The sequence below is a fragment of the Corynebacterium sp. KPL1995 genome, from assembly GCF_000477935.1.
In the GTDB taxonomy this organism is placed as follows: Bacteria; Actinomycetota; Actinomycetes; order Mycobacteriales; family Mycobacteriaceae; genus Corynebacterium; species Corynebacterium pseudodiphtheriticum.
This window is the reverse complement of sequence record NZ_KI515715.1, coordinates 430,500-444,528: the sequence shown is the minus strand read 5'-3', so window position 1 is coordinate 444,528 and position 14,029 is coordinate 430,500. Positions and strand designations below refer to the sequence as shown.

The window sequence follows — 14,029 nt, the reverse complement described above, 5'->3', positions numbered from 1 at the left end:
GATCCATACCACTCGTACGCACGCCTATTCTTCAATTGCGGCGAAGAATTCATTTTCTGTCATCACGGTCAATGCCGCGCCTTTTTCCGCGAGCGCTCGGGCTTTCACCATTTTGCTGGAGCCATCCATGCCTGGCCGCCACGTGGTTGGCGAGGGTACCCCGACTACCAGCTGGGTGGTTTTCTTCGTCACTGATTTATCAACCTTGCCGCCTAGCTTTTCGACGAGCTGCTGCACATCCGCGCGCTTCATCCGACCAAGTGTGCCGGTAAAACACACGACTTCGCCTTCTAGCGCGGTCTCATTAGTCCACTGAGTGAGGTCTGCTTCTGGTCGCGCCGGCCGGGTACCGTTATCGTTACCAGACCCCGCGTTGCCGCGGTGCCGCGGTGCTTGCGTTAGTGCGAAGGTCTTTACGAGTTGCCCCAGGGGCATCTCCAGGTGTCGCAGCATCGCGAGGAATAGCTCGCCGGTAACCCGCGCGTCCTCGGAGGCGTCGTGGTGCGCGAATGCCAGGCCGGGGCAGTAGTCGTGGATCAGGCTTTCGAGCCCGTTGGTTCCGGCAGGGCGTTGCAGCAGGTATCGGGCCATGCGCAGCGTGCAAAGCCGAGGATTTATAAAATCGGGCAGATTCCCCAGCTCTGTGTGTGCTCGCCAGACGGAATAATCAAAAGCCATGTTGTGTGCAACGATGGGGCTAGTGCCGACGAATTCCTGGATGTCGCTGGCTAGCTCCCGCATGGTTGGGGCATCTGCGACGTCGGTTTCTCTAATGCCGTGTACCGAGATGTTGATTGGCTGGAAGTGCTCGTATCCAGGGTCTGGTTTGATGGGTGAGCTGTAGCGTTCAAGTGTTTCGCCGTGGTCGTTCATTCGCACGAGGCCGATCTGGCATGCCGACGCACGCATCTCGTTGGCGGTTTCGAAATCGAGCACAGTGAACTCAGTAGGAAGCGACATAGGAATAGTATGCACAGCTTAATCTGTTTTGTCCGGGGAATTCACAGAAAGTTTTCGCCATAGTAGCACTGCCGGTAGCTAAAAACTTCGATTTCTCATTGCAGTAATTTCGTTCCATGTCGCGAAGAACTTGTTGAGTGAATTCGATGCATCACCGACGACGATGCGTCGGAACAAATAGAGAACAAAAAGATTTCAGCGAGCGCCGTGGTATGTTACCTAAAAAATGGTCGATTTGTTGCCGATTTGGTAACAAGATCGTGACGCGTGGAGGTAAGCGGCGGAATGTCGGGTGTGCTGAAAGTTGTAGTTGGCCTGCTGGTAGGAATTGTTCTGACGGTGGGCGCTCTCTTTGGTCTCAATAAGATGAGCCTGTTGGAGGAGCCGACCCGCTCCATTACTTCGACGGGCATCGGTGGCACCCTTGAGGACATTTCGGAAATGGCCGTTGAGCAGTACTCGTATTCCGCCGTTGGGCGCTTCGAGGAGGACGGTTGGAGGGCATTGGGGCTGAGGGTCCCGTTGACGGGAAAGCATTTTCTTATTGCCTACGACGGCGTGGTGAAGGCAGGGGTCAAGAATATTGAGAAGTCGGATGTGAGCATCGATGACGTCGCTCGCACCGTAACCATCAAGGTTTCTAAGGCGGAGATCCTCTCAAATGAAATTGAGCCCTCGTCCGTGACGGTATATGACCAGTCATTCAACCCTTTGAATCAGGTCAGGGTGGAAAATTATGCGGAGTTCTTGGACGGCGAAGAAAAGCGAGCTGAGGAGAAAGCTAAGCAGAATGGCTTGCTGGATCGGGCGCAGCAGCGTGTGACCGACTTGGTTAACGCCCAGGCCGAGGCATTCCTGGCTGGATCGGACAAAGACGGCTACGAGGTGCAAGTGATAATTGCTTAAGGCACAGAGGTGATGAGGCGTGTTTTGAATTTCTTCATGGTTACCAGTCTTCCTGCCGAACAGGGGCTGTCACGGAAGATACGTTCAAACCGCATGGTCTATTAATCCAGTCCAGACCATCCAGATTTACCTGGATTCGCTATGTATAAGAGTCAGTTTAGACGGTTACGACGCGGAGACCCCGGCGTTGTATATAAGTCCCATTTAAATTAGTGGCATTTATACATGACTGAACACCCTAGCGTTCGCTCGCTATTTTACCGCCGCAAGTGCTGCCTCTCATACTTTTCGGGCAGAGCCAATGAGATCTAATGCTGCGAATCGCATCCTGTGCTGGCCGATAGAAAACTCCTGTACATCAGGAAAGTCATTTGCAGGCAAACCTGAATGACCAGCTGGTAAACCCAAAGTCGCATAGACCATCACACCGTGTACCGGAGTCCCAGCAGGCTCGTTCATCGCATAAGCAGTGGCGTAGCTAGTGATCTGATAAATGTGGCCAGATTTCAAAGTTGGTTGATTATCTTGGCGAGCTGGGCGCATTGCCGAGCAATATGTCACGACACGCCCAGCTGCGGTGCCACAGCTTGGCACGCGGGGTACATCGAAAGGCTCTCTGCCAGAACGGTCTTCTACGAGATGGACCACCTAATCCTTGGCATCCTGGGCAATCTTCTTGGGCAAGTTCGAAGATTTTCCCATCTACTCAGACGGAACAAAATTTGGGGCGTTCAGCCGAACCTTGCTATTCCATTCCCGGCACTCCTTCTGGCATACGCCAAAGTTTTCTGCCGATAGGTGTGATTCTTGTTTCGGGTTTGATTTTTACGATGAAGTTTTCATCGCTTTCTGTTCGCGGCACGTAGGCGAACCCTGGCGTGTTTACCAGCCCAGGTACGTCTGGATGGCCGGGGTCACAGTCGATCACGGTGTTGAAGTTTTGTATCTTCCGCAAAACGCCTTTTACCTTCTGCATAGTGCTGTTTTGTACCGCCGAAGGGTCCAGATTCCACAACCCGATAACTCTGAGCACGGTGTATAGGTTGTTGTGCGTGTATTCTGGTTTGATTGGCCACGGAAAGTTTTCGGTAACAATCGTCCGCAATGGCTCGTGTCCAGCCTGTTTGGCCAGTTTGTGAATGTACTGTCGGGTCACCCCGTACTCGCGCGCCAGCTCTGTTTGTGTCATGCCCTGGGCAAGGCAGTACCTTACTGTTGCTGGATCTATGATGCTCATTTCTTTTCTTCTTAGTTTAGGCTGTGTGCTTAGTCGTTGATGCGTTCGCGCCAGCGCACCACAAATTGCGAGAGGTTGTGGCGGATGGTTGAGCGTTCCAGGCGTTGCGTGGTGGATGTGGCGCGAGTCATTACTCCATTATCGCAAAGCCGGTGGGGTAATGCAGATTTAGCGCAGGTTAGCTGTGCTGTGAGCTGTCAGAGCCTACTGCGTCGTAAAAATTGGTTTGTGCGTGTTCGCGGAGCAGCTGCATATCGCGCGCACTGAGCTGGTCCTGGGCTTCTTCCAGGATGGTGGCGACGTGCCGCTCCGCGCGCTTGGCAATCTCCGGGTCCTGTGCATTGACGCGAATGTGATGGGCCAGATCCACGAGAGCCTCTGCCACAATTCGGAAGCCCAGGGCATGCGGGCGCACGTGGTCAAATGGCATATCGACGATCTCCTGGATAGTCACCGGGCGCAGATACACGCGCGGCGCGCCGGCGTCGTCAAGCAACACATTCGCGTCCTCGCTCCGGCTGACCGCTGTGACAATGCCCGGGGTGATCTGTTGGAACACGGTGATCGCGGTATATGGATCATCCGTGCCACCCGCCATCGCACGCAAAGCCAACTCCACCAACTGCTGCTGCGCAAAACGCAAATCCTGCTCCGTGGTGCGGGAAGTACTGAGGTGCAAGTGATCGCGCAAGGCCTTGGCGACGGCGTCGGCACGCTGCTCCGGCCACACCTGGGCCAGCGGTGCACCTTCCACCACGTGATCGCCCGGGCGTGCCAACAGGCTGACGTTGACGTTGCAGCTTTCGGCATCACGACGCAACATGTCGTAATCGATGCGAGTCAAAAACCCACTCTGGTGCGCTGCAACCAGCCCGCCGCCTTCCGTGGGCGCTGGGAAGCACTCGACACCGTCGTCGTCTGGATCATGCCAGGTGTTTTTAATCGTGCGTTCAAAATCCTTACACGCCTGGGTGCTGATAGTTTCGATCTGCACCGAACTGGCGATGTGGTGGATAAACCAGACAAAAACAAAAACATCGATAACGCCGAAAACAATCGCGGCATTGACCGCCATGTGCGGGATGAAGGATTCGCCATCACCGTCGTCAGCGGACTTGATGGTGCGCAACACCAGCAACGTATAAACGAATGTTGCGGTGAGAACACCCAGCACAATTTGGTTATTGCGGTTTCGCATAAAATTGCGCACCAAACGCGGGCCATACGTCGTCGACGCAGTACTGATCACCGAAATGGTGATGGAAAAGGCCGTGCCCGCCACACCCAGGAACGCGGCGACGGCAGAAAGCAGCGAACGCGCACCGTCGGCACCCGTGGCGAACAACAGATCATGCAGGAAACCCGGCAGCTCATAGTCAATGTGGTCCAAGCTGACGAGCATCTGCGAAAGAACAATGGCGGCCATGACAAACAAAGCCGGGACGAACCAGAACTGTTCCGGGATCGTGCGTACAAATGCCAGTATTTTACCCACTCGTCAAGGCCTTTTCTTTGGTTGTTATCTGGTCTGTTTTCCCGCCTGGCCGTGCATTTTCGGCGATAACGTTTGCTGCTGGGAAGACGGCACGGGCTTTCGCAGCATCCTCAGTTTCTTTTCAGCATGATACGGGATCTTCCCGTCTACTCAGATGGAACAAAACCTGGGGCGCTTCACCCCTAGAAACGACCGAAGAAAAATGAGGACCGGCCCTGGACTGCTACGAAGAGCAGCGGAACCGGTCTTGATAGTACAAGCCTATGTGATCGAGTCGTGCTTAAGCAACGTCCCCGAGAGCAAACCGAGCTTCAAGGCTTTCCCTGGGCATAGATTCAGCTCACGAAGTCTCGCGAATTACCGCAACTCGCGGGGCTGCTGGTTCAGGTGGCGTGGGCCATCTTCTTCCAGCACCACAATATCTTCCAGGCGCATGCCCCACTTGCCCTCGACATAAATGCCGGGCTCGATGGAAAATGTGAAGCCTTCCTGTACCTGCTGCTTATTGCCCTCCAGGTAGAACGGATCCTCGTGCGTCGATAAGCCAATGCCGTGGCCTAAGCGGTGGCTGAAGTTCTCGCCATAGCCGGCCTCCGTGATGATCTCCCGGGCAGCACGATCAATCGACTCCGCCGTCGCACCCGGCTTCGCGGCCTCGCGGGCAGCATGGAACGCGCGGGTAACAACCTCATAGGCATCGCGGAATTCCTGCGGGGCCTTGTCGACGGCACCATCGACCACATAGGTGCGGGTGGAATCCGAGCGGTAGCCATCGCCAAAAGCACCGCCCAGGTCGACGACCACCGGCTCGCCCGTGTGCAGCACGCGGTCCGAGAAGGAATGGTGCGGGTTCGCGCCATTCTCGCCACAACCGACGATGATGAAATCGATGCTGTGGTGCTCCTGCAAGATCAGATCATGCAGCTTATCGGCCACTTCGCGCTCGGTGACGCCGTCGCGCAGCAGCGCTGGAACCTGCTCGTGCACGCGGTCAATTGCTGCCGCTGCGGCCGCTAGCTGCGAGATTTCTTCCTCGCCCTTGGCTAACAGCAACTGGCTCATCGCATCCGAACCCAATTCGATGCTGTGGTTCGGCAACGCAGCATCCAGGCGCAACACGTGATCGGCAGTCATCGCATTAGCCACCGCTACGGCCTTGTGTTCGCTGTTTTCCTCCAACAGTTTGCGGGTGATCTCATACGGGGACTGCCCGTCGCGCCAGGCTTCGAAGCGGAAACCGAGCTCGTCCAGGTTTTCCTGCTGCAGCGTCAGCACGTCGGTCTCCGGGCACACAGCCACCGGATCTTTGCCCGCACGCAGCACCAGGAAGGTGGCACGCTCGTGGGAACTAAATGTGGAACCAGTCAGGTACTGGAACTCTGGGCCCGGGCTGACCAGGAAACCCGCCAGGTTCTGCTCGGCGACGATTTTTTCCGCTTTGGCTAAGCGAGAGCGGAAATGATCCGCGGTGACGGGGATATACGTGCTGTTAGTAGCAGAGTCAGCGGCGGCGTCAGCAGCAGATTCAGCGGCGGTGGAATGATTGTGAGACGACAAAACCTAGGCCTTTCGGTTCGTGGTGTTTTCTCGTTATCTATGAACGGGTTTTCCCGCCAGAATAACAGCGAATCGGGCCTAGGTTTCTGGTGTGTGAGGAGTATAAAACTCCCGGCAGGTGCCAGTCGAGCGTTAGTTGAGCGCTAGTCGAGTGCTAACTGAGAGCCTCGAACTTGCCGATGGCGTGCACCTTCTGCGGATCCGAACCCTTGGTTACCTGTGCGTTCCAGGTAGCTGGGGTGTCGGTGGCTGGCGCTGTAGCATTGCCAGCCTGGGCATCTGCCTGTGCGCCTGGTTGGGCACCTTCGCCGCGGAACGTGTAATACGCGATGCGGGCAGGCAGGATCACTGGCTTTTGGAATTCCACCGTGTAGCGCAGCGCGCCGGGCAGTTCGCCTTCCAAACCAGCGACCATCTTGGCCGCCGTCCACATGCCGTGGGCAATCGGGGCCGGGAAACCGAAGGCCTTCGCGCCGATCTTGGAAACGTGCAGCGGGTTCTTATCACCAGAGGCGTCCGCGTAATCGTCAATGATGTCGCGGTCCACCTTCCAATTCACCGTGGCGGTCTCGTCGGTAACGTCCAGCCGCTCCAGCAGGGAGCCGGAATCCTCGCCGCGGGTGCGCACCTCAGTCGGCGTTTGCGCGGAGAACTTCGCGCCCATGCCCAAAAATGCGGAGGTCTGACGCCACACCAGCTCGCCGTCGACAGAGATCTCACTGATGAAATCCACCAACAATCCCTTGCGGTGTGGGCGCAGGTTTTCTGCGTGCACGCGCAGGGTCAGCTCGTCGTCGATGCGCAGCGGGCGGGTCTGTTCAATCTCGTTGGTCAGATGCACCATACCGGCCGCGCGGCACGGGAAGTCCGGCGCCAGCATCACCTGCAAAAACAGCGGGAAGGACAGCACGAACGGGTAAGTAATCGGCAGTTCGCTGCTATAGCGCAGGCCAGTCGCGCGGGTATAGGCGGCCAGATGCTCGCGGTCCACAGTGAAATTCGCGACCTCAAACGCCGCCTGCGGGTCACCAGTGGCGTGGCGCTTGGTACCCAACACCGGCAGAGTGTCCTTGACGACGCCACGCAGCAGCTTCGACATCTCCGGGACTTCGGTCAGCTTGGTGTAGTTGCGGGAATTCTGTGCAGTCATAAACAAGACCCTTCCTATTCCTCTATGCCTTCCTAGGCACCCATGATGTTCTGGCCGCACACGCGCACGGTATTGCCATTGACCGCGCGGGAGCCAGAGCTAGCGAAAAACGCGACCGTTTCTGCAACATCGACTGGTAGACCGCCCTGGTTCAGCGAGCTGATACGACGGCCGATCTCCCGTGGGCCGGTAGGCATGGCGGCAGTCATCGCGGTTTCGATGAAGCCCGGGGCCACGGCGTTGACGGTGCCGCCAGCGGCTGCCATCTTTTCGGCCAAAGCGTCGACAAGCCCGATCATGCCGGCCTTGGTGGTGGCGTAGTTGGTTTGGCCACGGTTGCCGGAAATACCCGCCATCGACGAGATACCGACGATATTGGCATCTGCTGCCAGGCCGCCGTTTTCTAGCATCTGCTCGGTGATGCGTACCGGGGCCACCAGGTTGATGTTTTGCACCATCTGCCACTGGCCCTCGTTCATATTTGCTAGCAGCTTATCGCGGGTAACACCAGCGTTGTGCACGATGATGTCCACGGCCTTGCCGTAGCGCTGCTGTGCGTGCTCGGTGATGGCCTCGGCGGCGTTGTTTGCGGTGACATCCAGTGGCAGGGCAGTGCCTTTCACCTTGTTGGCAACCTCGGCCAATGCCTCGCCAGCCGGTGGGATGTCGATGCAGATGACATCAGCGCCATCGCGGCCCAGCACCTCAGCGATGGTGGCACCGATACCGCGGGCGGCGCCAGTAACCACGGCCAGCTGGCCCGCCAGCGGGCGTTCCCAGTCCACGTTCTCGTTCTCGGTGGCAGAAACGCGAATAACCTGGCCGGAAACAAAGGCAGATTTGCCAGACAGCAAGAAACGCAGCGTGGATTCCAGTGCAGTGATAGGCGCGCCGGGCTCAACATAGACCAGCTGGCCGGTAGCGCCTTTGCGCAGTTCCTTAGAAATAGAACGAGAGAAACCTTCCAGGGAGCGCGCGACGATGCGGGCATCACCTTCCAGGTCATCCGGGTTATTACCGATCACGACGACGCGCCCCGAAGCGCCGAGCTTGCGCATCTGCGGGTGGAAGAAATCGTAGAGCTCGTGCAGCTGTTCCGGGCGGGTGATGCCGGTGGCGTCGAAGACGATGGCGGCGCGCTTGGAATCCGCCTCGGCGTCGAGAAGCTGGTAGTCCACCTGCAGTAGGGAACGGATGTCGTCGGCAAGATCGCCACCACCTACCACTACGGGACCATCCAGGAAGGGCTCGCCAGGAGTGTAGCGGCGGAGCTTGGTGCCCTGGGGGATGCCGAGTTTTGCGCCAAAGTCTGAGTTAATGACGCGTTCCAACATGGATTTTTTCGCCATTATGGGCCTCCTGTAGGGGGTAGAGACGAATTGTACGAATGGTCATGCGTGATTAAGGTTACACGAAATTGTGTAAAGTGAATCCTGGCACCCTATCCTAGGGTCACGGAAAAACTGCAGCAAGCAGACTGTTTTCTGAGACAAAACAAGGGAGAAAATTATGACCCAGCGCCGAAAAGTCGCGATCTTGGGCGGCAACCGCATCCCGTTCGCCCGCTCGAACAAGGAATACTCCTCCGCATCCAACCAAGATATGCTCACCGCAGCCCTTAACGGCCTGGTAGCGCGCTATGGGCTGCAGGATGAGCGGGTTGGTCAAGTCACCGCAGGCGCCGTCCTGAAACACTCCCGGGACTTCAGCCTGACACGCGAATGTGTATTAGGCTCCCCGCTTGATTCGCAGACCCCAGGCACGGACATCCAGATGGCCTGCGGCACCGGCATCGCAGCAGCCGTACACGTGGCCGACGCCATCGCTGCCGGACGCATCGAATCCGGCATCGCCGGTGGTGTCGATACCATTTCCGACGCACCACTGGCCGTCGGTGACCGCTTGCGCCGCACCCTGCTGGAACTGTCCCGCGCCAAAACCGCCACCCAGCGCCTGAAGCTGATCGGCTCCATCCGCCCGAAAGACCTGGCGCCAGAAACCCCACGCAACTCCGAGCCACGCACCGGCCTGTCGATGGGTGAGCATGCCGCAATCACCGCCCGGAAATTCGGCATTTCCCGCCAGGCGCAAGACCAGCTGGCTGTGGAATCACACCAGAAGCTGGCCAAGGCCTACGACGAAGGCTTTTTCGATGACCTCATCACCCCATTTTTGGGTGTCACGCGCGATACCAACCTGCGCCCAGACTCCACCGTCGACAAGCTCGCCAAGCTCAAGCCAGTATTCGGCAAAAAAGATGCCGAACGCCACGGTGCCCAAGCCACGATGACGGCTGGTAACTCCACCACGCTGACCGACGGAGCCTCCGTCGCCCTGCTGTCCAGCGAAGAATGGGCACAGCAGCACAACATCCCGGTTCGCGCATACCTGGTGGACTCCGAAGTAGCCGGTGTGGACTTCGTGCATGGCGACGACGGCCTGCTGATGGCACCGACCTACGCCGTGCCACGACTACTGGAGCGCAACGGCCTGAGCCTGCAGGACTTCGATTTCTACGAAATCCACGAAGCCTTCGCCTCCCAGGTCCTGGCCACCCTGGCAGCTTGGGAAGACGAAGACTACTGCCGTGAAAAGCTCGGTTTGGACCAACCACTGGGTGCTATTGATCGCGACAAACTCAACGTCAAAGGATCCTCACTGGCAGCCGGACACCCATTCGCAGCCACCGGTGCACGCATCCTGGCAACCGTCGCCAAGACCCTGGAAGAAAACGGTGGCGGCCGCGCACTCGTATCCGTCTGCGCCGCTGGTGGACAGGGCATCACCGCGATCGTTGAACGCTAAACGCTGAATGCTGAGCGTTGAATGTTGAGCGCTAAACCAGCGTGAGAACAACCTGAGCAAGACCCTCCTGGAAGGAGAACCCCCATGAACCGCATCGCAGAATTTGCCAAGAACCTGGGCAAAGATTCGGGCAAAGATTCGGACAACGGCGTTAAAGACAGCGGTGCTAAAGGTGCTGGTGTTAAAGACGTTGACCTGGAGACCAACTCGGCCAAGGGCACCCCGGAGCCGTCCTCGCCGCGCACCCTGCCGACGGAACCAGACCACTCCGCCGCCGGAGAACTGCAGACACTTCTCGACGGTAAAGCCGCCCCCTACCGCAAAGCAGTGCGCGAGACTTTGGAAGAAAAAGACCTCAAGCTCGACCTCAATGGTGGCATCGATGCGGTACGCGACCGCATGTACGAGCACATCAAGTTCCTGGTGGAATCCGGCGAATCCCGCCACTCTTTTTCTAAGGAAAACGGTGGTTCCGGCAATGCGCTGGCTGCGGTGTCCGGAATTGAGACCATTGGTGCGGTTAACCCATCGCTGACCATCAAATCTGGTGTCCAGTGGGGCCTGTGGGGCGGAGCCGTCGACAACCTCGGTAGCGAGCGCCACCGCCACTACATCGAAAAGATCCAAAACGCGGAACTACTTGGCTGCTACGCCATGACTGAACGCGGCCACGGTTCCAACGTGCAAGAGCTGGAAACCACCGCGACCTATGACCCAGACACTCACGAGTTCATCATCAACAGCCCAACTGACTCGGCCCGCAAGGTCTACATCGGCAACGCGGGCCGCGACGGCCGCATGGCTGCTGTATTCGCGCAGCTCTACACCCCAGGCGAAGAAGAATCCCACGGCGTGCACTGCCTGATCGTGCCCATCCGCGACGAGGACGGCAACCCGCTCGACGGCGTCGAAATCGGCGACCATGGACGCAAGGGCGGCCTGCTGGGCGTGGACAACGGCACCCTGCTGTTCAACAACGTGCGCGTGCCACGCGAAAACCTACTGAACCGCTTCGGCGACGTCGAAGAAGATGGCACCTACGTCTCGCCGATTGACTCGCGCAACCGCCGTTTCTTCACCATGCTGGGCACGCTGATCCGCGGCCGCATCACCGTCGGTGGTGCCGGTCTGGCAGCCACCCGCACCGCCAGCGACATCGCCATCCGCTACGCCAACCGCCGTCGCCAGTTCGAAGGTGGCGAAAAGGGCGTCGAAAAGCGACTGATTGATTACCGTCAACACCGCCGCCGTTTGCTCATCCCGCTGGCGCGCACTTACGCGCTGACGCTGCTGCAAAACCGCATTCTGGAACGCTACGACGACATGCTGAATAAGCAGGCCAGCGGACAGTGGTCGGTCACTGACCCCACCGAGGAACAGCTGTTTGCCTCCCGCGAGATGGAATCGCTGGCTGCCGCCGTCAAGGCCGCATCCACCGAGCACGCGAACAAGACGCTGCAAGAAATGCGTGAAGCCTGCGGTGGCGCCGGATATATGTCCGAAAATCTGCTGACCACCCTGCGTGCCGACGCCGACATTTACTCCACCTTCGAAGGCGACAACACGGTGCTGATCCAGATGGTGGGCAAACATCTGCTGACCGCCTTCGGCCGCGATATGCAGGACCTTTCCCCGTGGGACATGGTCAAATACGGCGTGGAAACTGCTGCCGATACCGTCCGTCGCCGCACTGGCATCCGTTCCGGCGTGCAGTCCGTCATCGATCTGGTCTCCAACCGCGACGAGGACTCGCTGTTTGACGCCGGTTACCAGGTCAAGCTCATCGAAGACCGTGAACAGGCCGTGCTGCGCTCGCTGGTGCGACGCATCGCCCCAGCCCGCAAGGCAGACCGAGCTGAGGCCGCTGAGATCGTCGACAAGACCCAGGACCACCTGATTGCTGTGTCCTGGGCGCACGTCGACTCGCTGCTGATGCGCACCATGGTGGAAGCCGAACTGGAACTGCCAGAAGGCTCGGCCGCCCGCCAGGTATTCGAGCAGGTCCGCAGCTTGTTCTTCTTCGACCTGTTGATCAAACACGCCGGTTGGTACCAGGAGCACAACATGCTGCCATCCGGCCGTGTGAAAGCCGCCCGCGCCGCCATCAACGACCTGGTCGACTCCCTCGGCCCATGGTCGCAGGTGCTTTCTGAGGCCTTCGCGACGCCGAAGAGCGCATGGAACGTGCCAATGCTGAACGACGGTGGCGTCGACGGCGGCGACAACAAAGCCTAGAAAATCTCCATCCGGCCGCCGGTCGATTCCGTTTGCCGGAGCTGGTTCACCCAGCCCGGTGAACCCGGATGGAACCGCAACACCGGGCGCGAGGAAATCTTCACCGGCGACACCGACTCACGGCGCGCGCCAGTGCGTGCCTCCAAACGGCGCCGTGCCCGGTTACCCGCTACGGCGAGCTCACGGATCGACGGCGGATCCTGCGACAGCGTGTCGTGGGCTTCGGCTAATAACTCGATCGCTTCTTCCAGCGCCTCGCACAGCGCCACGGAGTTCGTTTCACACATCGCCTGAATCAATTCTGGGTTCGTGCCTGCCACGCGCGTGGCGTCTTTAAACGAACCCGCAGCCAGCGACTGCGCCAAAATCCCACCGTTATCGCCGGTCACCGACAACGCCAACGCCATCAAATGCGGCAAATGCGAAACCCGGGCGACGGCGTGATCATGATTGACCACCCGCGCCGGGATGGCCTCGGCACCGGTGGCGCTGGCCATGCGCACGACGTCGGTAAACAGCTCAATCCAGCCCGCATCAATGGGCTGGCCATTTTTTTGTTGCTGATCAGCGTAGTCATAGGTAATTGCCCAGGTGGCGCGCTCAAACAAACCTTTGCGTGAGGCATTCCACCCCGACTCTGAGGTTCCCGCCATCGGATGCCCACCGACATAGCGCGCTTCCATGCCACGCTTACGGATCTCCGCATACACCTCCCACTTCACACTCACGACATCGCTGATGCCGCAGCTGGGGGCGTATTCCGCGATTTGATCCAACACCGCGCCCACCGCAAACATGGGCACCGCGACGACGATCAGCGCATTGTCTTCCTCCGCCCGACGCAGCACACGCGGTAAATCGTCGGAAACGTCATAGCCTTCCGACACAGCCTTACGCGCGCCGGACGTCGAGCGGTTATAGCCGAAAGCAGTATCGCCAGCTGCGACTAAATCGCGCAGCAAAGAACCTCCGATCAGCCCGAGACCGACTAAACACACTGGACGCGAAATTCTGGAGGATAGCACGGTATCAATTTTGCCAGAATGCGACTAGTCTCACGAGGTATGAACCAGCAAGATTTTGGCCCGAGCTTCTCCGTCGTCGTCACCACCGTCGATGGCGCCTGGACTGTGCGCAGCTACGCGGATGATTTCGACGACATCGACACGTCCATCACCCAGGTGCGCAATCTGCGTTCGGAATCGGCTGCTTTCGCGATGCTCTGCGTTGACGACGACTATTTCGTGCTGGTCCGCCCCACGCCCGGCGGGGTGCGGCTGCTGCTTTCCGACGCCACGATGGCCGTCGACGACGATTTCGCCGCCTCTGTGCTGGACCGCATGGACATCGACGTTCCGGATATCGCGGTGGAAGAGCTCGACGAGATCGAAGGCTGGGCCGACGGCGACTTCGCGATACTCGCTGACCTTGGTGTTTCCGAGCAGATGCTGGAAGTCATGACCGACAACCTGGACGAATCCCCCAGCGACCAGCTGGTGCGCATCGCCGAAGAGCTCGGCTTTGACGAAGAATTCCTGGACGTCACCGGGCTGGATTAGAGGGTCCGTTTCGTGCTTAACGACGCAGCGGCGGGCGCATCGCCACGCCCAATGCGCCGGGTGCTTGGCGACGCAGGGACGCGCGTAGCGTCTGGTGTCGCAGGGGCGCGTTCAGCGGATGGCGG

12 protein-coding genes are annotated in these 14,029 nt (G+C 58.7%); 4 read left to right on the top strand and 8 right to left on the bottom strand.

Annotated features, from left to right (window positions below; translation table 11 throughout):
* Positions 1–24: 24 nt before the first annotated feature.
* Positions 25–960: an exonuclease domain-containing protein gene (locus tag HMPREF1292_RS01985; protein ID WP_023018515.1), complete on the bottom strand. Its 936-nt coding sequence runs from the start codon at positions 958–960 to the stop codon at positions 25–27.
* A gap of 267 nt (positions 961–1,227) precedes the next feature.
* Between HMPREF1292_RS01985 and HMPREF1292_RS10340 the strand changes: the two genes are divergently transcribed.
* On the top strand, positions 1,228–1,866 hold the full coding sequence (locus tag HMPREF1292_RS10340) for a DUF4230 domain-containing protein (protein WP_126850246.1): 639 nt from the start codon (positions 1,228–1,230) through the stop codon (positions 1,864–1,866).
* Between the two features lie 279 nt (positions 1,867–2,145).
* Here the strand turns inward: HMPREF1292_RS10340 and HMPREF1292_RS01975 are convergent, their stop codons facing one another.
* The 6 genes from HMPREF1292_RS01975 to HMPREF1292_RS01950 form a co-directional block, all read right to left on the bottom strand.
* Entirely contained in the window at positions 2,146–2,514 is a 369-nt protein-coding gene (locus HMPREF1292_RS01975; RefSeq protein WP_023018513.1) for a hypothetical protein, read from the bottom strand.
* A gap of 97 nt (positions 2,515–2,611) precedes the next feature.
* Positions 2,612–3,103 carry a helix-turn-helix transcriptional regulator gene (locus tag HMPREF1292_RS01970; protein WP_023018512.1) on the bottom strand — a complete coding sequence of 164 codons (492 nt, stop codon included), beginning with the start codon at positions 3,101–3,103 and terminating at the stop codon, positions 2,612–2,614.
* 178 nt (positions 3,104–3,281) lie between these two features.
* The gene (locus tag HMPREF1292_RS01965; RefSeq protein ID WP_023018511.1) at positions 3,282–4,598 is read right to left on the bottom strand and encodes a DUF2254 domain-containing protein; all 1,317 of its coding nucleotides are present in this window, start codon (positions 4,596–4,598) and stop codon (positions 3,282–3,284) included.
* A gap of 357 nt (positions 4,599–4,955) precedes the next feature.
* Positions 4,956–6,155, bottom strand: a complete 1,200-nt coding sequence (locus HMPREF1292_RS01960; RefSeq protein ID WP_023018510.1) for a Xaa-Pro peptidase family protein — start codon at positions 6,153–6,155, stop codon at positions 4,956–4,958.
* A 154-nt stretch (positions 6,156–6,309) separates the two neighbouring features.
* Entirely contained in the window at positions 6,310–7,305 is a 996-nt protein-coding gene (locus HMPREF1292_RS01955) for a MaoC/PaaZ C-terminal domain-containing protein (protein WP_023018509.1), read from the bottom strand.
* Between the two features lie 32 nt (positions 7,306–7,337).
* Positions 7,338–8,654, bottom strand: coding sequence for a 3-oxoacyl-ACP reductase (locus HMPREF1292_RS01950; protein ID WP_023018508.1), 1,317 nt, complete (start codon positions 8,652–8,654; stop codon positions 7,338–7,340).
* 160 nt (positions 8,655–8,814) lie between these two features.
* Here HMPREF1292_RS01950 and HMPREF1292_RS01945 point away from each other — a divergent pair, with 160 nt between their 5' ends.
* Positions 8,815–10,110, top strand: a complete 1,296-nt coding sequence (locus tag HMPREF1292_RS01945) for an acetyl-CoA C-acetyltransferase (protein WP_023018507.1) — start codon at positions 8,815–8,817, stop codon at positions 10,108–10,110.
* Positions 10,111–10,194: 84 nt separating this feature from the next.
* A complete protein-coding gene (locus tag HMPREF1292_RS01940; protein WP_023018506.1) occupies positions 10,195–12,345 on the top strand; it encodes an acyl-CoA dehydrogenase family protein in 2,151 nt (716 codons plus the stop codon).
* On the opposite strand, the gene HMPREF1292_RS01935 is transcribed toward HMPREF1292_RS01940, so the two are convergent.
* Positions 12,342–13,370 carry a prephenate dehydrogenase gene (locus HMPREF1292_RS01935; RefSeq protein WP_023018505.1) on the bottom strand — a complete coding sequence of 343 codons (1,029 nt, stop codon included), beginning with the start codon at positions 13,368–13,370 and terminating at the stop codon, positions 12,342–12,344. The two genes, HMPREF1292_RS01940 and HMPREF1292_RS01935, sit on opposite strands and share 4 nt — an antisense overlap.
* A gap of 39 nt (positions 13,371–13,409) precedes the next feature.
* Here HMPREF1292_RS01935 and HMPREF1292_RS01930 point away from each other — a divergent pair, with 39 nt between their 5' ends.
* Positions 13,410–13,904 (top strand): tRNA adenosine deaminase-associated protein, encoded by a 495-nt coding sequence (locus HMPREF1292_RS01930; protein ID WP_023018504.1) that lies wholly within the window; start codon positions 13,410–13,412, stop codon positions 13,902–13,904.
* Positions 13,905–14,029: the final 125 nt, after the last annotated feature.

Bases quoted from the DNA above. Each gene is read 5' to 3' on its own strand.
- HMPREF1292_RS01945 (WP_023018507.1), top strand. From the start codon at position 8,815: ATGACCCAGCGCCGAAAAGTCGCGATCTTGGGCGGCAACCGCATCCCG.
- HMPREF1292_RS01930 (WP_023018504.1), top strand. From the start codon at position 13,410: ATGAACCAGCAAGATTTTGGCCCGAGCTTCTCCGTCGTCGTCACCACC.
- HMPREF1292_RS01950 (WP_023018508.1), bottom strand. From the start codon at position 8,654: ATGGCGAAAAAATCCATGTTGGAACGCGTCATTAACTCAGACTTTGGC.
- HMPREF1292_RS01955 (WP_023018509.1), bottom strand. From the start codon at position 7,305: ATGACTGCACAGAATTCCCGCAACTACACCAAGCTGACCGAAGTCCCG.
- HMPREF1292_RS01985 (WP_023018515.1), bottom strand. From the start codon at position 960: ATGTCGCTTCCTACTGAGTTCACTGTGCTCGATTTCGAAACCGCCAAC.
- HMPREF1292_RS01970 (WP_023018512.1), bottom strand. From the start codon at position 3,103: ATGAGCATCATAGATCCAGCAACAGTAAGGTACTGCCTTGCCCAGGGC.
- HMPREF1292_RS01940 (WP_023018506.1), top strand. From the start codon at position 10,195: ATGAACCGCATCGCAGAATTTGCCAAGAACCTGGGCAAAGATTCGGGC.